The organism is Betaproteobacteria bacterium (genome assembly GCA_009377585.1).
GTDB lineage: Bacteria > Pseudomonadota > Gammaproteobacteria > Burkholderiales > WYBJ01 > WYBJ01.
Map to the genome: position 1 here is coordinate 14908 of WHTS01000053.1, position 23000 is coordinate 37907.

The window sequence follows — 23000 nt, forward strand, 5'->3', positions numbered from 1 at the left end:
GAAAAGCGACTGAACGCGATCAGGCGCTGGTGCTAGTGCTGGTGCTGGCAGACCGGGCCGGCACGGTGCCGTCCCAGGCGGCAAAATTGCGCAGCAGCGCAAGCCCCGCAGCCTGGCTTTTCTCCGGGTGGAATTGCACGGCGAAGATATTATCGCGGGCCACGGCACACGTAAACCGGAACGGGTAGCACGTCGTTGCGGCCACGACGCCCGTATCGTCCGGCCGCGGATAGTAGCTGTGGACGAAATAGAAGCGGCAGCCGTCCGGAATCGATTGCCACAATGGATGCGCGCGTTCCTGGCGCACTTCGGGATGGGCGCGTTCTTGGCCCACCATTGGATGGGCGCGTTCTTCGCCCACTATTGCATGCGCGCGTTCTTGGCGCACCCCCGGATGCGCGCACTCCTGGCGCACCTCGTTCCACCCCATGTGCGGAACCTTCAACCTGGCGCCATCGGCGTCCTTCATCGCAGCGGCCGGAAAACGCACGACCTTGCCGCGGAAAAGCGCGAGCCCCGCGACGTCGCCTTCTTCACTCGCCTCGAACAGCATCTGCAGGCCGATGCAGATGCCGAGAAAAGGCTTACGGCGCGCGGCGTCGATGACCGCAGCTCGCAATCCGCGGCTATCCAGCTCACGCATGCAATCGGGCATCGCGCCCTGCCCCGGGAAGACGACGCGCTCGGCCGCCGCAATGGCTGCCGCCTCGCTGGTGACGACCACGCGGCATTGCGGCGCGACGTGCTCGAGCGCTTTCGATACCGAGCGCAGATTGCCCATGCCGTAGTCGATGACAGCGATCGTGTTCATGCGGGCGTGATGCGGTTCGTGACGGCTAGAGCGAGCCCTTGGTCGATGGGACGGCGCCTTGCTGGCGGGGATCGATCTCGACCGCCATGCGCAGCGCGCGGCCGAACGCCTTGAACACGGTCTCGGCCTGGTGATGCGCGTTGGCGCCGCGCAGGTTGTCGATGTGCACCGCCGCCTGCGCGTGGTTGACGAAGCCCTGGAAGAACTCGTGCACGAGGTCGACGTCGAATTCGCCGACGCGCGAGCGCACGAACGGCACGTGGAATTCGAGCCGCGGGCGGCCGGAAAGATCGACCACCACGCGCGACAGCGCCTCGTCCAGCGGCACATAGGCATGCCCGTAACGCCGCAACCCCTTCTTGTCGCCGACGGCTTGAGCGATCGCGGCGCCGAGCGCAATGCCGACATCCTCGACGGTGTGATGCGCGTCGACGTGCAGGTCGCCCTTGGCGGAGATTTCCAGATCGATCACGCCGTGGCGCGCCACCTGCTCGAGCATGTGATCCAGGAACGCGATGCCGGTGGCGATGGCTGCCCGGCCGCTGCCGTCGAGATCGAGCCGCACGCCGATCTGCGTTTCGAGCGTGTTGCGGCTTACCTGGGCTTCACGCATGCGCCGGCCCCAGACTCGCTGCCAGCGCCGCCAGGAAAGCGTCGTTCTCGGCCGCGGTGCCGACCGTGACGCGCAGGCAGTTCTCAAGCGCCGGATGGGCGCCTGCGAGATTCTTGATGAGAATGCCCGAGGCCTTCAACGCATCGCACACCGCGGACGCGCCCGGCACGCGGAAGAGCAGGAAATTCGCCTGGCTCGGATAGACCGTCACGCCCGGCATGGCCTGCAGCTTCGCCGCCAGCCGGCTACGCTCGTTACGGATCTCGGCCGCCTGCGCTTCGAGCACGTGCGCGGAGCGCAGCACGCGCGTCGCGACCACCTGCGACAGCGCGTTGACGTTGTACGGCAGGCGCAGCTTTTCGAACTGCACGCTCCACTCGGGGCTCGCGATCAGCATGCCGAGCCGCAGCCCGGCGAGCCCGAGCTTGGACAAGGTGCGCATCAGCACCAGGTTCGGGAACTCCTGCAACCGCGGCATGAAGCTCGCCTGCGCGAACGGATGATAGGCCTCGTCGATCACCACCAGCCCCGGCGCCGCGCGTACGATGCGCTCGATCGCGGCCGCGTCGAACAGGTTGCCGGTGGGATTGTTCGGATAGGCGAGGAACACGAGCGCCGGACGGTGGCGTGCCATGGCGGCGATCACCGCGTCGGTATCGAGCGAAAAATCGGCGCGCAGCGGCACACCGGCGAACTGCAAACCGCACACCCGCGCAATCAGCGGGAACATCGCGAACGAAGGCTCCACTCCCAGCATGCTGCCGCCGGGGCGCGCGCAGCCGAGCGCCAGCAACTGGATGATCTCGTCGGAACCGTTGCCGAGCACGAGCTCCATCGCGTCGGGCACCTGCATGTATTCGCGCAGCGCGACCTTCAGTTCGCGCGCTAGCGGGTCGGGATAGCGGTTGAGCGCCACCGCCGAAGCCAGCTCGCCCAGCTGCGCGCGCAACGCCGGCGGCAACGCGTGCGGATTTTCCATGGCGTCGAGCTTCACCATCCCGGCCGATTCGGGAACCGAATACGGGCGCAGGCTCTGGATGTCGTCGCGCACGATACGCGCGACCCATTGCTCGATCCGGCTTGCCGGCATGAATTCCGCGGGCTTCATCGCGGCCCAATGTTACCCGAAAGCCCGCGACCGCGACCGGCCTGACCGTGCGCGCCGCCGTGGTGAAATCGACGCCATGCAGCGAAGGCGTCGAGTGGTGAAATCGACGCCATGCATCGAAGGCGCCGGCGCGCGTGCGTGCGACGCTTCACTTCACACCCCGAGCCACTCGCACAGCCCGATCAGGTCGGAGAACTCCAGCATGTCGACGCTCTCACCGATCCACGGCAGGCCGTGGCGATTGATCCAGGCGCTGCGGGCACCGGCCGCGATCGCACCGCGCACGTCGAGATCCGGATCGTCGCCGACGTGCAGGACCGCCTCTGCGGAACATGCAACGCCCGCGCATGCCGCATCGAAAATGCGCTTGTCGGGTTTGGCGTAACCGGCGCTGCGTGCGCTAACCACCGCCGCGAAATATTCGTGGATGCCGATCTTGTTCACGTCGGCGTTGCCGTTCGAAATGACCGCCAGGCGATAGCGCCCGGCGAGCCGCCCCAGCGCCTCGCGCGCGTCGGGATAGAGCTCGATGTCGTTGCGTGCGGCCAGGAACACGTCCATGGCGGGATCGGCCAGGGCCGGGTCCTCCTCGTAGTGGCGCAGCGCCCGCCGCAGCGCCTCGTGGCGCAGGGCCGTGAAGTCGTGCGCGATTCCCGGTTGGTCGCGCGCCAGCGTGCGCCGGTAGAGCGAGAACTCCGCCGGCGGCAGCGCCTGGGCGAACTTCGGCGCGTTGCGCACACACCATTCGTGCAGGATGCGCTCGGCGCGCTCGATCACCGGCGCGATCGGCCACAGCGTGTCGTCGAGGTCGAGCGTAACGGCTCGTATGCGATGCGGCATGTCGGTCCTATGGATGCTCCGGAAAGTGGCTGACGAGCCGCTTTCTGCGCAACGCTCCCCTCTCCCTCCGGGGCGAGGCCGGGAATTCGCGGACCATGGTCCGCGCCGGCCGAGCGGCATCGGCCTGCATGCCGATGCGCGCCCTGCAAGGGAGGGGCTGGGAGTGAGGGAAATCGTGCGTATGACGCATAATTTTCCCTCATCCTCGATCCCTCTCCCGAAGGGAGAGGGAAGACAACCATACTCCAACATACGAGGGAAATTGGGGACGCACACAATTTTCAGGGAAGGCAAATTGTGAAAATTGTGTGCGCCCCAATTTTCCCGGCGGGCACGGCGGCGGGCTTCATTCCTTCGAGCCGGGCGCGTCCTGTACGCGGTATCGTGCCGAGCGTGCATGCGCGCTCAAGCCCTCGCCTTCGGCGAGCGTCATTGCGATCCGTCCCAGACGCTCGGCGCCGGATCGCGATAGCGCGATCAGGCTGGACCGCTTCTGGAAATCGTACACGCCGAGCGGCGATGAGAAGCGCGCGCTGCGCGAGGTCGGCAAAACATGGTTCGGGCCGGCGCAGTAATCGCCCACGGCTTCGCAGCTGTAGCGGCCGACGAAAATGGCACCGGCATTGTGGACGCGCTCGACCACGGCGTCGGCATCGGCGAGCGCGAGCTCCAGGTGCTCGGGCGCGACCCGGTTCGCGATCGTCAACGCTTCGTCCAGATCCCGCGTCGCGATGAGCGCGCCGCGATGAGCAAGAGCCGCCTCGATGACCGCGCGGCGCGGCATGCCGGGCAGCAGTCGCTCGATGGCCTGCTCGATCCGATTCAGTACGCCGGCATCGGCGCTGACCGCGATTGCCTGCGCCAGCTCGTCGTGCTCGGCCTGCGCGAACAGATCCAGCGCAATCCAGTCGGGATCGCAGTGCGCGTCGCACACGATCAGGATCTCCGACGGCCCGGCGACCATGTCGATACCCACCACGCCGAACACGCGCCGCTTTGCCGCGGCAACGTAGGCATTGCCGGGGCCGACGATCTTGTCGACGGCAGGAATCGTTTCGGTGCCGTAGGCCAGCGCGGCGACCGCTTGCGCACCGCCGATGGTGAACACGCGATCTGCGCCGGCCAGCGCAGCGGCGGCAAGCACCAGGTCGTTGCGCTCGCCGCCCGGCGTGGGGACGGTCATGACGACTTCGGGGACGCCCGCCACCTTCGCCGGGATCACGTTCATGAGCACGGTCGACGGATACGCGGCCTTGCCGCCCGGAACGTACACGCCGACGCGCGCGAGCGCCGTGATGCGCTGCCCGAGCCGGGTGCCGTCGGTTTCGGTGAAGCTCCACGATTCCAGCCGCTGGCGCTCGTGGTAGCTGCGAATACGGCTTGCCGCCTGTTCGAGCGCTTCGCGCCGTGCGCGCGGCACGCGCGCCAACGCGGCGCCGAGCTCCTTGGGTGAAATTTCGAGCGCGGCAACCGAAGCGGCCTCGACCCGATCGAACCGGCGCGTGTAGTCCAGGACCGCGCCATCGCCGTCGCGGCGAACGGCCGCGATGATCTCGGCCACGGCCGCGTCGATCTTCGGGTCCTGCGCGGATTCGAATGCGATCAGGCGCGCGAAGCGAGGCTCGAAGTCGGCATCGGCCGTGTTCAGGCGCGCGATGCGCTTCATGCCCGCGCCCTCGCTTTCGTCTTCGCACTCGCCCGGCGCGGCACTCGCGACGTTGGCTCCGATGCGACCGCAGCCCGAAACGCATCGATGATCGGCTGCAGGCTGCGACGCTCGAGCTTCAGCGCCGCCTGGTTCACCACCAGGCGCGCGGATATCGGCATGATCTCTTCGACGGCCACGAGGTTGTTCGCCTTCAGGGTCGACCCGGTGCTCACCAGATCGACGATCGCTTCCGCCAGGCCCACCAGCGGCGCGAGCTCCATCGAGCCGTACAGCTTGATGAGGTCGGCGTGCATGCCCTTGGCCGCGAAGTGGTTGCGCGCCGTATCGAGATACTTGGTCGCCACCTTGATGCGCGCGCCCCGGCGTATCGCCGCATCGTAGTCGAAACCCTCCGGTACGGCCACCATCATGCGGCAGCGCGCGATGCCGAGATCGAGCGGCTGGTACAGGCCCGCGCCGCCGTGCTCCAGCAGCACGTCCTTGCCCGCGATGCCGAGATCGGCCGCGCCATACTGCACATAGGTGGGCACGTCGGTCGCACGTACCAGCACGAGGCGCACGTCGGCCCGGTTGGTCGCGAGGATGAGCTTGCGCGAGGCGCCGGGATCGTCGGCGGGGACGATGCCGGCTGCCGCCAGCAGCGGCAGCGTCTCGTCGAAGATGCGGCCCTTCGACAGCGCTATGGTGAGAGCCATCGCTGGTGTCCTGAGTCAGACGTTCGTCACCCCCGCGAACGCGGGGGGCCAGGCGGAGTCGCGGTCTGGATTCCCGCTTGCGCGGGAATGACGAATTACGACGAATTTACGATTCACCATGCTAGTTGCTGCGCCGGATGCTGGCGCCCAGGCCGGAGAGCTTGTGCTCGAGCTGCTCGTAACCGCGGTCGAGATGGTAGATGCGATCGACCTGGGTCGCGCCGCGAGCAACCAGCCCGGCCAGCACCAGGCAGGCCGAAGCGCGCAGATCGGTCGCCATCACGGTCGCCGCATCGATGTGCGCGAGTCCTTTCACCACCGCCGTGTTGCCCTCGACCTCGATCTCGGCGCCCATGCGCTTCAACTCCTGGGCATGCATGAAGCGGTTCTCGAAAATGGTTTCGGTGACCAGCGCCGTGCCTTCCGCAACCGTGTTGAGCGCCATGAACTGCGCCTGCATGTCGGTGGGAAATGCCGGATAAGGCGCGGTGCGCACGCTCACGGCGCGCGGGCGCCCGCTAGCTTCGAGCCGGATGCTGTCGCCATCGCAATCGATGCGCGCGCCCGCTTCGCGCAGCTTTTCCAGCACGGAATCGAGAATGTCGCTGCGCGTCGCGTCCAGCGCGATCCGGCCCCCGGTCATCGCCGCCGCCACGAGGAAGGTCCCGGTCTCGATCCGGTCCGGCATGATGCGATGGCGCGCACCGCCGAGCTTCTCCACGCCCTCGATCGTGATGACGTCGCTGCCCGCGCCGCTGATGCGGGCACCCATGGCGTTCAGGCATTGCGCGAGATCCACGACCTCCGGCTCGCGCGCCGCGTTCTCCAGTACGGTCGTGCCGTCGGCAAGCGTGGCGGCCATCATGAGATTCTCGGTGCCGGTAACGGTCACGAGGTCGAGCACGATGCGCGCGCCCTTCAGGCGCTTGGCGCGGGCGTGGACGTAGCCGTGCTCGATCTCGATCTCCGCGCCCATCGCCTGCAGCCCCTTGATATGCAGATCGACCGGACGCAAGCCGATCGCGCACCCGCCCGGCAGGCTCACCCGGGCTTCGCCGCAACGTGCAACCAGCGGCCCCAGCACGAGGATCGAGGCACGCATCGTCTTCACCAGGTCGTAGGGCGCCACAGCGTTCGACAGCGCATGGCCGCTCAACTCGTAGACGCCTGGCGCCGAATTCCGCACCCACAGCCCCATCTGCGTGAGCAGCGCCGTGGTGGTCGCCACATCGCGCAGCTTCGGCACGTTCTCCACGCGCAGGGTGTCCTCGGTGAGGATCGCCGCGGTCAGAATCGGCAGCGCGGCGTTCTTGGCACCGGAAATCGCCACGCGGCCCTCCAGCGGCCGGCCGCCTTCGATGACGAGCTTGTCCACTCTTATTGAACTTTCGCGAAGTGGACGATGTCCGCGACGCGCTCAACGCTCCCCTCTCCCTCCGGGGTGAGACCGGGAATTCGCGGACCACGGTCCGCGCCGGTCGAACGGCATCGGCCTGCATGCCGATGCGCGCACTGCAAGTGAGGGGTTGGGGGGTGAGGCCGGGAATTCGCGGACCATGGTCCGCGCCGGCCGAACGGCATCGGCCTGCATGCCGATGCGCGCACTGCAAGTGAGGGACCGAGCGTCACCCGAACTGGGAGAGCTCGGTCGGCGAGCGCAGCCCGCATCACGACCCCTGCCATTGTTCGGGCGTGAGCGTCTGCATGGACAGCGCGTGGATCTCCGCTTTCATCCGCTCGCCGAGCGCCTGGTAGACGCGCTGGTGCTGCTGCACGCGATTCTTGCCGCGGAATTCGGCGCTGACGATCACGGCCTCGAAGTGATGGCCGTCGCCACTGACCTCGACATGCTCGCAGGGCATGCCTTGCTCGATGTACTGCTTGATCTCGTGGGGGGTGATCATGCGCACTCCGGGAAGCAGGGAATGGGTATACACGGTAATTCTCGCGGTCGCGGCTTCGCCGCCGGCACGGGACTTCGATGTTACGCCGGATGCGAGGCCGGGATATCGATCGTCGGAATCAGCGCAGCGATGCCGTAGACCTCGGCGAGGCTGCGGATCGCTGCCGGAAGATTGGCATAGCGCAGCCCATAGCCGCGCAGCTTTGCCTCCCGGCGCCATTCGAGCAGCAGGCTCAGCGCGGCCGAATCGGCCTCGCCGACGCCGGAAAGATCGATCACGAGCCCGTCGCGATCGATCTCCTTCAGGACCGCTTCGCGCCACTCGAGCGCGTCGTTGAAGGTGATCGGCCCGCCAAGCACCAGGCGATCGTCTTTGCGTTCGATCATTTCGTGCCCGCGTCGCGCTGTTCGAGCCGCGTGTTCTGCGCAGCCAGGGTCTTGATGAGCCCGTCGATGCCGCCTCTGCTCACCTCCGCGCCAAACGAGGAACGGTAAGTCGTCACGATGCTGACACCTTCGATGCTCACGTCGAACACTTTCCAGCCCTGCGGCGTGCGTTCCATGCGGTAATCCATGGCGATGGGCCGACCGCCCGGCTGGCTGATCTGAGTACGCACGCTGACTTCGGTATCGCCTGGCTTTGCCACGGACTGTTTCACCTCGATCGTCTGGTTGCTGTATTGCTCCAGCGCAGTGGAATAAGTGCGCACCAGCAGGGTACGGAACTCCTTCACCAGTTGTTCGCGCTGACCCGGCGTCGCATCGCGCCACGGCCGGCCGACCGCAAGCATCGTCATGCGCGTGAAGTTGAAGTGCGGCAGCACTTTGGCATCGACCAGCTCGAGCAGCTTGCGCGGATTGGTCGTGAGCTCCTTGTCCTTGCGGATCTGGGCGACGATCTCGTCGGTCGTCCGGCGCACCAGGACATCCGGAGCGACGTCCTGCGCCGACGCGCCGCCCACAAGCGGCAGCAGAACAAGGCACAACAGCGCATCGACCAAAATTTTCATGGAAACCTCGTGGATGAGCGGCTTGCCAGCGGCCGGATGAGCTATCGACGCGCGCAAAGCCGATACGTTCCGCTAGCGCGCCTCGCATCGGTACATTTGCCGGTACATTTACTTCGCCCCGGCCGCGCTCTCGGAGCTCGCCTCGCTCTTGCCCCCGCCTTCGGCCGCCCGGCCGTAGATGAATTGCCCGATCAGCTTTTCCAGCACGACCGCCGACTGCGTGAGCGTGACCTTGTCCTCGTCCTTGAGCATCGCGCTGTCCGCACCCGTTTCGAGCCCGACATACTGTTCGCCCAGAAGACCCGAGGTGAGAATCGCGGCCGAAGTGTCTTTCGAGAACGGATAGCGCTGCTCGACTTCCATCTGCACGCGCGCCTTGTACGACTGCGTGTCGAACGTGATCGCGGTGACGCGTCCCACCACCACGCCTGCGCTCTTGACCGGAGCACGCGATTTCAGTCCGCCGATATTGTCGAACTCGGCATACACCGTATAGGTCTCCGGCGCGCTGAAGGAGCCGAGATTGCCGACCTTCATCGCCAGTATGATCAGCGCGCCCAGACCTGCCATGACGAACAGACCCACCCAGAGATCCAGCGTTATGCGTTGCATCAAAGCCCCCGGAACATGAATGCGGTCATGATGAAATCCAGGCCGAGCACTGCGAGCGAGGATGTGACCACCGTGCGCGTCGTCGCGCCCGACACGCCCTCGGCAGTCGGCGGCGCGTCGTAACCTTCGAAGACTGCAATCCAGCTGATCGCGATGCCGAACACGATGCTCTTGGTCACGCCGTTGACGACATCCTCGCGCAGGTCCACCGCCGCCTGCATCTGCGACCAGAACGTGCCCTCGTCCACGCCGATCAGCACCACGCCCACCAGGTAGCCGCCGAAGACGCCCATCGCACTGAACATGGCCGCAAGCAGCGGCATGGAGATCACCCCGGCCCAGAAGCGCGGCGCCATCACGCGCGCGATCGGGTCGACCGCCATCATCTCCATGGCCGCGAGCTGCTCGGTCGCTTTCATCAGGCCGATCTCCGCCGTCATGGCCGAGCCGGCGCGGCTCGCGAAAAGCAGTGCGGATACGACCGGACCGAGCTCTCGCACCAGCGACAGCGCCACCAGCACGCCGAGCGCGGACTCCGAACCGTAGATGGCGAGTGTCTGGTGGCCCTGGAACCCGAGCACCATGCCGACGAACAGTCCCGACACCAGGATGATCACCAGCGACAGCACCCCGGTGTAGTACACCTCGCGCACCACCAGCCGCGGGCGGCGCACGCTCGCCCCGGAGTGCGCCAGCGTGAGACCGAGAAAACGCGTGGCGTAGCCGAGCCGCCATATCGCATCGATCGTATCGGCGCCGATCGTGCGCACCGACAGGCGCCTGCGCCCAAACATCATACGCCGAGCTCCTCGGCGATCGGCGGGGCGGGATACTGATGCGATACCGGCCCGCGCGCCTCGCCATAGACGAACTGGCGCACCACGGGGTTCACGTTCGCCCGCATCTCATCCGGCGTGCCGTGCGCGAGGATCCTTCCCTCGGAAAGATAGTAGACGTAATCGACCACCTCGAGCGCCTCCTCCACGTCGTGCGTCACCACGATGGAGGTGCTGCCGAGCGCCGCGTTCAGCTTGCGCACCAGGTTCGCGATCACGCCGAGCGCGATCGGATCGAGCCCCGTGAACGGTTCGTCATACATCACGAGCTGCGGATCGAGCGCGATCGCCCGGGCGAGCGCAACCCGCCGCGCCATGCCGCCGGAGAGCTCGCCGGGCATCGCCGCGTGCGCCGCGCGCAATCCCACCGCATTCAGCTTCATCAGCACCAGGTCGCGCACCATCGATTCCGGCAGCTCGGTGTGCTCGCGGATCTGGAACGCGACGTTCTCGAATACCGGCAGGTCGGTGAACAGCGCGCCGAACTGGAACAACATGCCCATGCGCCGGCGCAGCCGGTAGAGCTCCGCCTGGTTGCGCGGTTCGACCTCGCTGCCATCGAACAGCACCTGGCCGCGCTGCGCCCGGATGGAGCCGCCGATGAGGCGCAGGATCGTGGTCTTGCCCGATCCCGATATGCCCATGATCGCGACCACCTTGCCGCGTGGGATCGCCATGTCGATGTCCTGCAGCACCGGGCGCTTGCCATAGGCATAGGTCACGTTCCGGAGCTCGACGAGATGATCGGTCGTCAGATCGGTCGGCACTGCGGCGCTTGGGCTGGACGGAAACAAAAGGGTCGGATTTTAAACCACGCGGGCCCGCACGCAAGCCGCGTGCGGCGGCCGCTCGCCACTAACGCAGCCGCACACGAATGCCGTGCTGGGCAACGAGCCGCATGGTCGGGGCAACGAGCTTGAGCACGAACTCTCGCCGCAGCGCATTGCGCAGCGCCATGCGCCGCCATACGCGCCCCTCGCCCAGACCGGCCCGCTCATACAACTCCAGCCGCGGCCAGAAATAGGCGCGCACGAAGCGATTGAAGAGCACGTCGAACAGCAGCGGAAACATCCGTACGATGGCACGCCCCCGGCCTTGCATCGCGAGCTCGAGGCTGCGCCGCGCGTAGGCCAGATGACGCGACTGATCGACCATGTGCAGCGTGATCATGTGGCGCACGAAAGCGCTGGTCTCGGCGCCGCCCTGGCGGCGCACGAAGCGATGCAGCTTGTCGGGCACGTCCTGCGCCACCACCATCATGAACCAGTACACCACGTCGTTGCCGAGCAGCCGCGGTAGCGGGCGGCCGAGGTGCGGCAGCGCCTTGCGCCAGTCCGGCGCATCGAGACCGCTCGCGGCGGCCAGGCGCAGGAACATCAGGCTGTGGCCGGCCTCCTCGCGCAGCTCGTGCAGCAGGAACGCGTACTCGGCGTTGGGCTCGGCATGACGCAGGCGCCGCGCGGTGGATTCGAGGAACACCCGCTCCAGGGCGATGCCGGCCTGGGCAAAGGACAGGAACTCGTACTGCGAAAGCCGCATGCGGGCGGCCTCGGACAGCGCCTCGAACTCGGCCAGTCCGTTGAGCGAGATCGCCTCCGGCGGCAGCCAGTAGCGATCGAGGGTGAGCGTGCGCCAATCGAGCACCGCCAGCGGATCCCGATATGGGATGCTGTTGGCGGAAAGCTGCTCGAGCAGCGGAGCGTCGGGCGACGACATCCGGGGAATTTAGCACAAGGGAGACCCGGACCGGCCGAAACCGCTACAACCGTCCTTACGTCGCGGCTCGGCAGGACTAGGCATAATCGCCGCGGTCGCGGTACGCTGGCGCCGTTTTTCGGAAACGAGCAGGGATGGACGATATCGCGCTCGCCTTCGAGCACGTGCGCAAGACCTTCGGGCGCCGCGTCGCGCTGGCCGATTTCTCGCTCACGGTCCGCGCCGGGGAGCTGTTCGGCCTGGTCGGAATCAACGGCGCCGGCAAGACCACGCTGATCAAGTGCCTGCTCGATTTCGCCACCGCCGATTCGGGCTCGATCCGATTGTTCGGCGTCTCCTCCGAGACGACGGCAGCACGCGCCCCGCTCGCCTTCCTGCCCGAGCGCTTCCTGCCCCCCTACTACCTCACCGGGCGCGACTTCCTGCGCTACATGTCGAAGCTGCATCGGGCGCCTTACCACGAGACGGCGATCGGGGCGATGTGCGACGCCCTCGATCTGGACCGGCGAGCGCTGGAGCTGCCGGTGCGCTCCTTCTCCAAGGGCATGACGCAGAAGCTCGGGCTCGCGGCCTGCCTGCTCTCCGGCAAGCGGCTCTACATCCTGGACGAGCCCAGCAGCGGTCTCGACCCCAAGGCGCGCGCGCTGCTCAAGCGCGAGCTGCAGGGGCTGCGCGCGGGCGGCGCGACGCTCTTCGTCACCTCCCACCTGCTCGCCGATATCGAGCAATTGTGCGACCGCATGGCCGTGCTGCACGAGGGTGCGATCCGCTACGTCGGCACGCCCGCCGGACTGCTCGAACGCGCACGCACCCGCGACATGGAGCAGGCCTTTCTCGCCTGCATCGAATCGAGCCCTGCCGCGGGCGAGCGTACCTCCGACACGGACAGCGAGGGTGTTCGTTAGGAGTCGATCTGGCACAATACCTGCCAATCAAGGAATCTTCCAGAAGGGAAAGGGATGGACACCGCAGCCCGCTCCAAGCCCGACCTGCTGATCGTCGACGACGATCCTCTGATCAGCGATACGCTCAATTTCGTTCTCAGCCGCGACTTCAACGTGTACGTGGCCGAGTCGCGAGAGCAGATGAAAAGCCTGCTGCGCCAGCTCGAATCGGCGCCCAAGCTCGCGCTCGTCGATCTTGGTCTGCCGCCGACGCCGCACCGACCGGACGAAGGCTTCAAGCTCATTGCCGAGCTGATCGCCTATTCCCCGGCCATCAAGATTCTGGTGCTTTCGGGCCAGAGCGACGAAACCAACGCCAAGCACGCGCGCACCCTGGGCGCGATCGACTTCATCGCCAAGCCGTGCGAGCCGGCGGTGATCAAGGCGCAGCTGCTGAAGGCGCTCGAGATCACCACCGCCGAGCTGAGCGCCGCTCCGGAGGTGAGCAAGCTCATCGGCTCGAGCATGCAGATGGAGAAGCTGCGCGAGCAGACTGCGCAGTACGCGAGCGCGCCCTTTCCGGTCTTGATCGAGGGGGAGTCGGGCAGCGGCAAGGAGCTGGTCGCCGCATCGCTGCACAGCCGCTCGGGCCGTGCTGCCAAGCCGTATCTCGCGCTCAACTGCGCGGCGATCTCGCCGAACCTGGTCGAACCGACGCTGTTCGGCTACGCCAAGGGCGCGTTCACCGGTGCGACCAACTCGCGCTCGGGCTACTTCGAAGACGCATCCGACGGCACGCTGTTCCTGGACGAGATCGGCGAATTGCCGCTGGAGCTGCAGGCGAAATTGCTGCGGGTGCTCGAAAACGGCGAGTACCAGCGGGTCGGCGAGACGCAAAGCCGCAAGAGCAACGCGCGCGTCATCGCCGCCACCAATCGCGACTTGCGCCAGGAAGTGCGCGGCGGCCGCTTCCGCGCCGATCTCTACCATCGGCTGTCGGTGTTCACCATAGACGTGCCGCCGCTGCGCGACCTGGGCGACGACAAGCGCATGCTGCTCGATCATTTCCGCGGGTTTTACGCCCAGCAGGCCGGATGCGCGCCGTTCGAGCTCGACAAGCGCGCGCTGCAGGAGTGGCTCGAATACGGCTTCCCCGGCAACGTGCGCGAGCTGCGCAACATCGTCATTCGCCTCACCACCAAGCACGCGGGCCAGGAGATCACGAGCGAGCAGCTGCAGGCGGAGCTCGACCTCGAAAGCGTGGACATCGCCCTGCCCGGCTTCGCGCCCGCACAGGACTTCAAGACACTGCTCGAGGCGGCGCGCAAGCACCTGCAGCTGCAGAAGAACTTCAATCTCGACATGACCCTGCAGCAGTGGGAGCGCGGCTACGTGGAAGCGGCGCTGGCGATCACCCACGGCAACCTGTCGCAGGCGGCGCGGCTGCTCGGGATCCATCGCACCACGCTCTACAGCCGCATTCAGAACTACAGCACGCAGGACGGCGAGCCGGACAAGTAGTCCATGTACTACGCTCACTTCGGTCTGAACGAAGCGCCGTTTCGGATCACTCCGAACACCGAAGTCTTTTTCGCCGGCGGCAATCGCGGCGCCATCCTCGATGCGCTGATTTACGCCATCGCGCAGGGCGAGGGCATCGTCAAGGTCACCGGCGAGGTCGGTACCGGCAAGACGATGCTGTGCAACATGCTGCAGTCGCGCCTGCCGGCCCACATCGAAACGGTTTACCTCGCGCATCCGAGCGTATCGCCCGAGGAGATTCTGCACGCGATCGCATTCGAGCTGCAGTTGAAGGTCGCGCGCGACGCGAACCGCATGGAGGTGATGCAGGCGCTCTACAGCTACCTGCTGGAGCGCCACGCGCAGAACAAGCAGGTGGTGATCTTCGTCGAGGAGTCGCAGAACATGCCGATCGCGACCCTGGAGGAAGTGCGCCTGCTCTCCAACCTCGAGACGGGCAAGCACAAGCTGCTGCAGATCGTGTTGTTCGGCCAGCCGGAGCTGGACGAAAACCTGCGCCAGCCGCACATCCGGCAGCTGCGCGAACGGATCACCCACAGCTTCGCGCTGCCGCCGCTGGCGGCGCAGGAAATCGGCGAATACCTCATGTTCCGGATGCGCGCGGTCGGATACCGCGGGCCGGATCTGTTCAGCGCGCCCGTGGTAAAGCGCATCGCGCAGGCTTCCGCGGGCCTCACGCGCCGCGTCAACCTGATCGCGGACAAAGCGCTGCTGGCCGCGTTCGCGGAAAACACCCATACCGTGCAACCGAAGCACGTCGCGGCCGCCGTTCGCGACAGCGAATTCGCACGCGACGCGGCGACGGCCTCGGATAGCCGCAAACGCTGGCTGATCGCAGCCGTTACCGCGCTGGTTGCCGCGGGCGCAGCGCTCTATTGGGCGATGCGCCAGAACCAGACGCTCTCGCCCGCGAGCGAGAACCGCCCGGTCGCGCCGGCCACGGCGCCCGTCGGCCAGAATCGCCCGGGAACCCCGGCCGTTGCGCCCTCGGGCGAGGCCCGATCGCCGGCGCCTGCGGCCGAGGCTCTAGCGCCGGCGCCCACGAGCTCCGCTGCGACATCATCCAGTGGCAGTGATGCGGCTGCGACGATCCTCGCTGCGCAATCCGGTAGCGGGGAATTCCCTCACCCCCGGCCCCTCTCCCGGGGGGAGAGGGGAGGAAATGCGCCGGACGGGACCTCCCCCTCCGCCTCCGAGCCGGGGGCCAGGGACGAGGGAGCGAATGCCGATGTACGCGCCGATGCCGGCAGCGCAGCCACTCACTCCCCTCTCCCCCCGGGAGAGGCGCCGGGCAGGGAAAACTCCCCTCTCCCCCCGGGAGCAGCGCCGGGCAGGGGAAACTCCCCTCTCCCCCCGGAAGAAGCGCCGGGCAGGGGAAACTCCCCTCTCCCCCCGGAAGAAGCGCCGGGCAGGGGAAACTCCCCTCTCCCTACGGGAGAGGGGCTGGGGGTGAGGGAAGCAGGCCGACGCCCCGCCTCCAGGACGACGACCAGCGAGAGCGAGAGCACCGATGCTCGCAGCGTCGCGTCTGTCCGGAACACCGTTGTTGCAACAGCACAACAATCCGCTCCGCAGGGGCCTTCCGACGCCCCATCGGCCGCCGCCCCGGATAGCCCCGAAACCACGCCGAATCAGCCCGATATGCTGCGCGAACGGATCGCGGCAACGCGCGCCTGGCTCGAGCGCGAAGCACCCCAGACGCACTCCATCCAGTTGCTGGGCTCGGAAAATCCACGGCAGCTGAAGGATCATCTCAGCAGCATCGCCAAATCTATTGAAATATCGAAGATTTATGTGTACCGTACAGTCGCCGCACAGAAGCCGTTCCTGACGGTTCTGTATGGCAGCTTCGGGAGCCGGGAAGCCGCTCAGAATGCGCTCGATCGCTTGCCACCGCCGTTGAAGGCCTTCAAGCCTTACCTGCGCACGGTGCAAGGGATTCGCGAAGAAATGAGCCGCAACAAGACGCTGTGAGCGTCCGCCCCCGTTCGCCGCTGGTCATAGAACGTTCGCTGGATGGACCATGGTGCGTCCGGCGCGCGAGTATCCCCTCCGTGGGCAGGGGACGTGGGTGAGGGATCGAGCGCAATCCGTGTAGGAAGCTCGATAAAGGGGTGAATCGATGCGACTTGCGTCGCGTTTGAGCGCTGGGGAGGATCCTGCCGCGGCTCGAAACCCGAGAGCCCGGCTGCTGGCCGCATGCATCGCGGCCGGTACGCTCGCCCTGTCCGGTTGCGTGGGCCTGCATCGAACCGTCGAACCGACGGAAGGCCACGTGAAGATCGCGCCGGCGCCGCCGGGCGAGATCCTGCCGCCGGTTCGTTCCAGCACGTTCGCCGTGCCGGTGCCCAAGCCGACGCTCAAACCGCCGACCTACAGCGTCGTCGTCAACGACGTTCCGGTGAAGGAGCTGCTGGTCGCGCTCGCACGCGACACGCGCCAGAACATCGATATCCATCCCGGGCTCACCGGGCTGGTCAGCCTCAATGCGATCAACGAGACCCTGCCCGCGATCCTGGAGCGCATCAGCAAGCAGGTGAACATGCGCGTGCGCTACGAGGGCAACACGATCCTGGTGCAGCCGGACACGCCCTATCTCAAGACGTATCGGGTCAACTACGTCAACATGGAGCGCGACAGCGAATCGCGCATCGGCGTCTCGGGCTCGATCACGGGGGGGCCGAGCACGAGCGGCGGCGGACAGGGCGGCGCTCAAGGCACGAACCAATCGCAGACCACGGTGAACACCAAGTCGCAGAATCACTTCTGGACCGTGCTGCGTGAGAACATCCGCAACATCCTGGCTTCGACCCAGGCGCTCGCGCAATCGGCGGAAGATAAGGCGGCTCGCAGCGAGGCGCTGCGGGCGGCGCGCGACGAGCGTATCGCCCAGGCCGAAGCGGTTGCGCGGGCGGGCGCCGCGGCCCCGTCGATGCTGGACAAGGTGATCGAAAACACCCCACCGCGCGACATCCCTGGCGATGTCAATCAAAGCATCGTGGTCAACCCGATCGCTGGAACCGTCAGCGTGCTCGCCACCGAACGCCAGCACGATCTCATTCGCCAGCACATCGACAGCGTGCTCAATGCGGTGCACCGCCAGGTGCTGATCGAAGCGACCATCGTGGAAGTGCGCCTGTCGGATGCCTACCAGGCGGGCATCGACTGGAGCCGGCTGCCCATAACCGGCGGCCTGAGCCTGACGCAAAGCCTGCTGTCGGGCTTCGGCACCGGGCTCACGCAAGGCGGCGACAACCAGTTCCGGGTCGGCTACGTCAACCCGGATTCGGGCATCGGCAACATATCGGCCACCGTGCGCCTGCTGGAGGAATTCGGCAACACGCGCGTGCTGTCGAGCCCGAAGCTGATGGCGATGAACAACCAGACGGCATTGCTCAAGGTGGTCGACAACGTCGTCTATTTCGAAATCAGCTCGTCCGTCAACCAAGTGGCCGACGCCGGGACGGTCACCGCCGTAACCACGACGGCAAAAACAGTGTCTGTGGGTGTGGTCATGGGCGTGACGCCGCAGATCAACGAGAACGGACGGGTCACACTGACCGTGCGGCCCTCGGTGTCCCGGGTGCTGCGCTTCGTGCCCGATCCCAATCCGGTGCTCGAGGTTCAGAACCTGGTGCCGGAAGTGCAGATCCGCGAGATGGAATCCGTGCTCCAGGTCGGCACCGGCCAGACCGTCGTGCTCGGCGGGCTCATGGAAGACGACATCCGGCATAATCGCGAGCAGATCCCGGGGGCCGATTACCTCGGCGGCGTGGGCGAGCTGTTTCGGTTTCGCGACAACCGCAACATCAAGCGCGAGCTGGTGATCTTCCTCAAGCCCACGATCGTTACCAATCCGTCGCTGCAATCCGACGAATTGCAGTTCTACCAGCGCTTCCTGCCGCAGATGATGCGGGCTCCCGCCGGAACGCCTGCCGCACCCGCAACGCCATGAGCCTGTTGCTCAAAGCCCTGCAAAACGCCGCCAGGAATCGCGAGGCGGCGGGTGCGACGCATGGCGAAACGGGCGCGGACAGTGGCGATCGTCCGGCCGCTCCGGGCGAGCTGACCCTGGAGCCGGTGCAACCCGCGCCGCGCGCCTCGACGCGGGCGCAGCCGTTGAGCGACGAAGACGGCGGGGAGCGCCATGCGGCGCCCAGACCGCAACAGGCGCAAACGGTTTTCCGGGCCGGCGCTCGCCCGGCTCGAACGGCGCGGAGCGGGCCGGGCCTCCTCGACTGGCTCGGGCGCCGGCCGCTGGTCGCCTTCAGCACCGCCGCCGGTCTGTTTGCCATCGGTTACGGCGTCTACCTGTACCTGCAGATCACCAACCCGGGCCTGTTCGTCGCCCAGCCGAGCTCGCCGCCGCCTCCGTCCCCGGCGCCAAAGGTCGCCGCGGCGCCGAGACCGGCCGAGCCGCCCTTGCCGGCGACCGGGCCCATGGCGGTGCCGCCAGGGCCCGCCGCACCTGCGACGAGCCCTGCACCTGCGCCAAGCCCCGCACCACCGGCTGCATCGGCGCCACCCATTCCGCCCTCCGCGCGCGCGACTCCGGCCGCGCCGGGCATGCCTCCTTCCGGCACCGGTTCAGCGCCCGGGGCGGCCGCTGGTTCGCCGGCCCCATCCGCTGCTGGATCGGTCACGCCTGCCACTCCCCCTTCGCCGCCCCGCGCCGCGGCGAGCGAACGGATCGCGGCCGAGCGGGCACCTTCTGCGCCGAGCCAGGCATCCGTTCCGAGCAGCGCCGCAACCCCTCCCATGGCTTCGCGCGGCAGTGCGACGCGGCCCAAACCCGCGGCAAAGACTTCGGTCGCAACCACACGCGAACCGCCTGAAGGGGTTGCTCCCGCAGGCGGCGCCCAGGTGGTCGCGGTGGACGCGAACGTCCTGTCGGCGTACCAGGCGCTGGAGCAAGGCCGGCTGGACGAGGCGGAACAGTTGTACCGCCAGGCGATGGCGTCCGATCCACGCAGCGTCGACGCCATGCTGGGGCTGGCAGCCACGCTCTCGCAGCAGAACCAGGGCGACGCGGCCAGTCGGCTCTACCTGCGGGTGCTGGAGCAGGAGCCGCGCAATGCCTACGCCCAGGCGGGATTGCTCAACATCGGTGGGCGAGCCGACCCGGTCGCGGCCGAGGCGCGCCTGAAGCAACTGATCGCGCGCGAGCCTTCGGCATTCCTCTATTTCAGCCTCGGCAACCTGTACTCCGGGCAAGGCCAGTGGGCGGCGGCGCAGAGCGCCTACTTCCAGGCCCACAACCTCGCCCCCGACAATCCCGACTACGCCTTCAATCTGGCTGTCGGGCTGGAACATCTGAGCCAGCCGAAGCTCGCGCTGGACTACTACCGCCGTGCCGTGGCCCTGGCACAATCTCGCGGCCACGCCCAGTTCGAGCTGGCGCCGGTGGAGAACCGCATTCGCGCCCTGGAAGCGACGCTGGCGCTTAATCCATAGAGCCGATTCGCCCGCTGCGCGGAGCCGTGCTATTTTCGCCGCATGAGGTCGGACGCCGAACCCCCGGCGATTCGCAACCCGGCTTGAGGCGCGGCATCCGCGCACAGTCCATCGCGTCATCCGTCTCTTAGGGAGCCCGTCGGCATTGGCCGAGCAACGCAAGAAACTTCGCTTGGGCGAGCTGCTGGTCCAGCAGGGCCTGATCACGGACGATCAGCTGCGCATCGGGCTCACCGAGCAGAAGTCGAACAACACCCCGATCGGGCGCCAGCTCGTTCGCCTCGGCTTCGTCACCGAAGCGGCGATACGCGACGCGATGGCGCGCACGGTCGGCCAGGAGTCGATCGACTTGTCGCAGGTTGTGGCCGACGCCGAGGCCTTGCGCCTGGTGCCGCAGGAATTCGCACGCCGCCATCGCGTGCTGCCGATCGCCTGGGATCCCGACGAGCGCGCATTGACCGTCGCCACCAGCGGCTTGTTCAACGTGGTTGCGCTCGATCAGCTGCGCGCCATGCTGGGGCAGGGGGTGCTGCTAAATACCCTGCTGGCCGCCGAGGCCCAGCTCGAGGACTGCATCGACCAGTTCTACGGCTTCGAGCTCTCGGTCGACGGCATCCTGCGCGAGATCGAGACCGGCGAGATCGACTACCAGAGCATGCAGGCGATCGGCGACGAGTACACCCAGCCGATGGTGCGGCTGGTGAACGCGCTGCTGGTCGACGCGGTCAAGCGCAGCGCCTCCGACATCCACCTCGAGCCCGAGTACGCGTTCCTGCGCATCCGCTTCCGCATCGACGGCGTGCTCGAGCAGGTGCGCAGCCTGCACAAGACCTACTGGCCGGGCATCGCGGTGCGCATCAAGGTGATGAGCGAGATGAACATCGCCGAGACGCGCGCGCCGCAGGACGGGCGCATTTCGCTCACGCTGAACGGGCGCCCGATCGACTTCCGCGTCTCCACCCAGCCCACCATCCACGGCGAGAACATCGTGCTGCGGGTGCTGGACCGGGAGAAGTCGATCATCAGCCTCGACAAGATGAATCTGGCGCCCGAATCGATGCCGAAGCTCAATCTCATGCTGGCGCGTCCCGAGGGCATCCTGATCGTTACCGGACCGACCGGAAGCGGCAAGACCACGACCCTGTACTCGCTGCTGGCCGAGATCAACGACGAGACGGTCAACATCATGACGTTGGAGGATCCGGTCGAGTATCCGCTCAACCTCATGCGCCAGACGTCGGTGAACGATGCGATCAAGATGGACTTCGCCAACGGCATCCGTTCGATCATGCGCCAGGATCCGGACATCATCCTGGTGGGCGAGGTGCGCGACCGCGAAACCGCGGAGATGGCGTTCCGCGCCGCGATGACCGGGCACCAGGTGTTCACCACGCTGCACACCAACTCGGCGCTCGGCGCCTTTCCGCGCCTGCTCGACATCGGCATACAGCCCGACATCATGTCGGGCAACATCATCGGCGTGATCGCCCAGCGCCTGGTGCGGGTGCTGTGCTCGTTCTGCAAGGAGGCCTATTTGCCCTCCCCGGAAGAGCGCCGGCTGCTGGGATCGCGCGAGGTGGGCGAAGTGAGCCTGTACCGCCCGGTCGGCTGCAAGCAGTGCGCCGGCAAGGGCTTCAAGGGCCGCATGGCGATCATGGAAATTCTGCTCATGGACGGGGATCTCGATGAGCTGGTCGCACGCCGCGCCACGACCCGGGAGTTGCGCACGCTCGCGCTCAGCAAGAGCTTCCGGCCGCTCGCGGACGAAGGCATTTCGCGCGTGCTGGACGGCAGCACGACCATCGGCGAAGTGTCGCGCGCGGTCGATTTGACCGGGCGGTATACATGATCGCGCCGCGTCGTTCACCCTCACCCTCGATCCCTCTCCCGGAGGGAGAGGGAAGACAAGCGCACTCCCCTCTCCCCCCGGGAGAGGGGCTGGGGGGTGAGGCCGGGAATTCGCGGACCATGGTCCGCGCCGGCCGAACGGCATCGGCCTGCATGCCGATGCGCGCACTGCAAGTGAGGGAAGGCAAGCTCTGGAGAGCCGCCTGACCCATGGCCTCCTTCACCTACAAGGCGATCGACAAGCAGGGCCGGCCGGCACGCGGCTCGCTCGATGCGGCCAACGAGGTCGACCTCGAGCTGCGGCTGCGCCGCATGGGGCTCGACCTGATCACTTGCCGCATGCACGAGAAAAGCCACTCGCGCCGCGCCCGCGGCAGCGTGTCGCGCGTCGATCTCATCACCTTCTGCATCGACATCGAGCAGATCACCCGCTCGGGCATCCCGCTCATCGACGGGCTGCGCGACCTGCGCGACGCCATGGAGAACCCGCGCTTTCGCGAGGTGCTCACGTCCGTGATCGAGGACATGGAAGGCGGCAAGGTACTCTCGCAATGCCTGGCCGCGCACCCCGAGATCTTCAGCGTGGTGTTCGTGAGCCTGGTGCGCGCGGGCGAGCTCGCGGGCACGCTGCCGGAGGTCTTCGAAAGCCTGGCCGCGTCGCTGCGCTGGCAGGATGAGTTGAACTCGATGACCAAGCGCCTGATGATCTATCCGACCTTCGTACTGCTGGTCGTGAGCGCCGTGGTGATGTTCCTGCTGGTATGGCTGGTGCCGCAGATCACCCAGCTCATCAAAACGATGCGGGTGGAGGTCCCGATCCAAACGCGGATACTGACATTCGTCTCGGATACCGTGCGCGTATGGTGGCCGGTGCTCGTCGCCGTCCCGATACTGATCGCCGTTCCACTGGCGGTCTGGATCCGGCGCAGCGACAAGGCGCGCTACCTGTGGGATTACGCCAAGCTGCGCATTCCCTTGACCGGCCCCATTCTGCAGAAGATCATCCTGTCGCGTTTCGCCAGCTTCTTCGCCATGATGTACCGCTCGGGGATCACCGTGCTCGACGCGCTTCGCAACAGCGAGGAGATCGTGGGCAACCGGGTCATCGCGGACGGGCTGCGCCGGGCGACGCAGCAGATCACGGCTGGGGACAGCCTGGCGGAAGCCTTCCAGAACACCGGCATCTTCCCCAACCTGGTGGTGCGCATGCTGCGCCTGGGCGAAGCGACCGGGGCGCTCGACACCGCGCTCATGAACGTGAACTACTTCTACGACCGGGACGTGCGCGAGTCGGTCGACAAGGCGATGAAGGTCATCGAGCCGGCGCTTACGATGGTGCTCGGGCTGATCCTGGCCTTCATTCTGTGGGCGGTGCTCTCGCCCGTGTACGATATCCTCGGTAAATTGAACATATGACCTGTCCTGTCGTAGCGCCGATCGCCGACATGCGGCCCCGGGA

At 66.8% G+C, this 23000-nt stretch carries 20 protein-coding genes and 1 pseudogene; 7 read left to right on the forward strand and 14 right to left on the reverse strand.

Translation table 11 applies throughout. From position 1 onward, the window contains the following. Window positions 1–19: 19 nt before the first annotated feature. The 14 genes from hisH to GEV05_17080 form a co-directional block, all read right to left on the reverse strand. Window positions 20–811: an imidazole glycerol phosphate synthase subunit HisH gene (gene hisH, locus GEV05_17015; GenBank protein MPZ45059.1), complete on the reverse strand. Its 792-nt coding sequence runs from the start codon at window positions 809–811 to the stop codon at window positions 20–22. Between the two features lie 25 nt (window positions 812–836). Then, window positions 837–1424 carry an imidazoleglycerol-phosphate dehydratase HisB gene (hisB, locus tag GEV05_17020; GenBank protein MPZ45060.1) on the reverse strand — a complete coding sequence of 196 codons (588 nt, stop codon included), beginning with the start codon at window positions 1422–1424 and terminating at the stop codon, window positions 837–839. Then, entirely contained in the window at window positions 1417–2532 is a 1116-nt protein-coding gene (locus GEV05_17025) for a histidinol-phosphate transaminase (protein MPZ45061.1), read from the reverse strand. Before GEV05_17025 ends, hisB begins: the two co-directional genes overlap by 8 nt. Before the next feature lie 153 nt (window positions 2533–2685). After that, window positions 2686–3771, reverse strand: a complete 1086-nt coding sequence (locus tag GEV05_17030) for an HAD-IA family hydrolase (protein MPZ45062.1) — start codon at window positions 3769–3771, stop codon at window positions 2686–2688. After that, window positions 3719–5038, reverse strand: a complete 1320-nt coding sequence (gene hisD, locus GEV05_17035; GenBank protein MPZ45063.1) for a histidinol dehydrogenase — start codon at window positions 5036–5038, stop codon at window positions 3719–3721. The genes GEV05_17030 and hisD overlap by 53 nt, the downstream gene beginning before the upstream one ends. Further along, window positions 5035–5736 (reverse strand): ATP phosphoribosyltransferase, encoded by a 702-nt coding sequence (locus tag GEV05_17040; GenBank protein MPZ45064.1) that lies wholly within the window; start codon window positions 5734–5736, stop codon window positions 5035–5037. Before GEV05_17040 ends, hisD begins: the two co-directional genes overlap by 4 nt. Before the next feature lie 121 nt (window positions 5737–5857). Beyond that, entirely contained in the window at window positions 5858–7111 is a 1254-nt protein-coding gene (gene murA / locus GEV05_17045) for a UDP-N-acetylglucosamine 1-carboxyvinyltransferase (GenBank protein ID MPZ45065.1), read from the reverse strand. 292 nt (window positions 7112–7403) lie between these two features. Further along, complete coding sequence (locus GEV05_17050; protein MPZ45066.1) at window positions 7404–7640, reverse strand: BolA/IbaG family iron-sulfur metabolism protein; 237 nt, start codon at window positions 7638–7640, stop codon at window positions 7404–7406. Between the two features lie 80 nt (window positions 7641–7720). Continuing rightward, complete coding sequence (locus GEV05_17055) at window positions 7721–8026, reverse strand: STAS domain-containing protein (protein MPZ45067.1); 306 nt, start codon at window positions 8024–8026, stop codon at window positions 7721–7723. Beyond that, window positions 8023–8649: a hypothetical protein gene (locus tag GEV05_17060; GenBank protein ID MPZ45068.1), complete on the reverse strand. Its 627-nt coding sequence runs from the start codon at window positions 8647–8649 to the stop codon at window positions 8023–8025. The genes GEV05_17055 and GEV05_17060 overlap by 4 nt, the downstream gene beginning before the upstream one ends. A 108-nt stretch (window positions 8650–8757) precedes the next feature. Continuing rightward, window positions 8758–9261: an outer membrane lipid asymmetry maintenance protein MlaD gene (mlaD, locus tag GEV05_17065; protein MPZ45069.1), complete on the reverse strand. Its 504-nt coding sequence runs from the start codon at window positions 9259–9261 to the stop codon at window positions 8758–8760. After that, the gene (gene mlaE / locus GEV05_17070; protein MPZ45070.1) at window positions 9261–10055 is read right to left on the reverse strand and encodes a lipid asymmetry maintenance ABC transporter permease subunit MlaE; all 795 of its coding nucleotides are present in this window, start codon (window positions 10053–10055) and stop codon (window positions 9261–9263) included. Before mlaE ends, mlaD begins: the two co-directional genes overlap by 1 nt. Further along, the gene (locus GEV05_17075; protein ID MPZ45071.1) at window positions 10055–10852 is read right to left on the reverse strand and encodes an ATP-binding cassette domain-containing protein; all 798 of its coding nucleotides are present in this window, start codon (window positions 10850–10852) and stop codon (window positions 10055–10057) included. Before GEV05_17075 ends, mlaE begins: the two co-directional genes overlap by 1 nt. A gap of 100 nt (window positions 10853–10952) precedes the next feature. After that, entirely contained in the window at window positions 10953–11813 is an 861-nt protein-coding gene (locus tag GEV05_17080; protein MPZ45072.1) for a hypothetical protein, read from the reverse strand. A gap of 134 nt (window positions 11814–11947) precedes the next feature. On the opposite strand from GEV05_17080, the gene GEV05_17085 reads away from it, so the two are divergent. The 7 genes and pseudogenes from GEV05_17085 (at window position 11948) to GEV05_17115 (ending at window position 22957) form a co-directional block, all read left to right on the forward strand. Continuing rightward, window positions 11948–12718, forward strand: a complete 771-nt coding sequence (locus GEV05_17085; protein ID MPZ45073.1) for an ATP-binding cassette domain-containing protein — start codon at window positions 11948–11950, stop codon at window positions 12716–12718. A gap of 54 nt (window positions 12719–12772) precedes the next feature. Next, window positions 12773–14218: a response regulator gene (locus GEV05_17090; GenBank protein MPZ45074.1), complete on the forward strand. Its 1446-nt coding sequence runs from the start codon at window positions 12773–12775 to the stop codon at window positions 14216–14218. A 3-nt stretch (window positions 14219–14221) separates the two neighbouring features. Next, a pseudogene (locus GEV05_17095) lies at window positions 14222–15127 on the forward strand (AAA family ATPase). 1234 nt (window positions 15128–16361) lie between these two features. Continuing rightward, a complete protein-coding gene (locus tag GEV05_17100) occupies window positions 16362–18194 on the forward strand; it encodes a Type II secretory pathway component PulD (protein MPZ45075.1) in 1833 nt (610 codons plus the stop codon). Beyond that, a complete protein-coding gene (locus GEV05_17105) occupies window positions 18191–19693 on the forward strand; it encodes a tetratricopeptide repeat protein (protein MPZ45076.1) in 1503 nt (500 codons plus the stop codon). Before GEV05_17100 ends, GEV05_17105 begins: the two co-directional genes overlap by 4 nt. 145 nt (window positions 19694–19838) lie before the next feature. Beyond that, window positions 19839–21542, forward strand: coding sequence for a secretion system protein E (locus tag GEV05_17110; protein MPZ45077.1), 1704 nt, complete (start codon window positions 19839–19841; stop codon window positions 21540–21542). A 209-nt stretch (window positions 21543–21751) separates the two neighbouring features. Continuing rightward, a complete protein-coding gene (locus tag GEV05_17115; protein ID MPZ45078.1) occupies window positions 21752–22957 on the forward strand; it encodes a type II secretion system F family protein in 1206 nt (401 codons plus the stop codon). The last annotated feature ends 43 nt before the right edge of the window (window positions 22958–23000 follow it).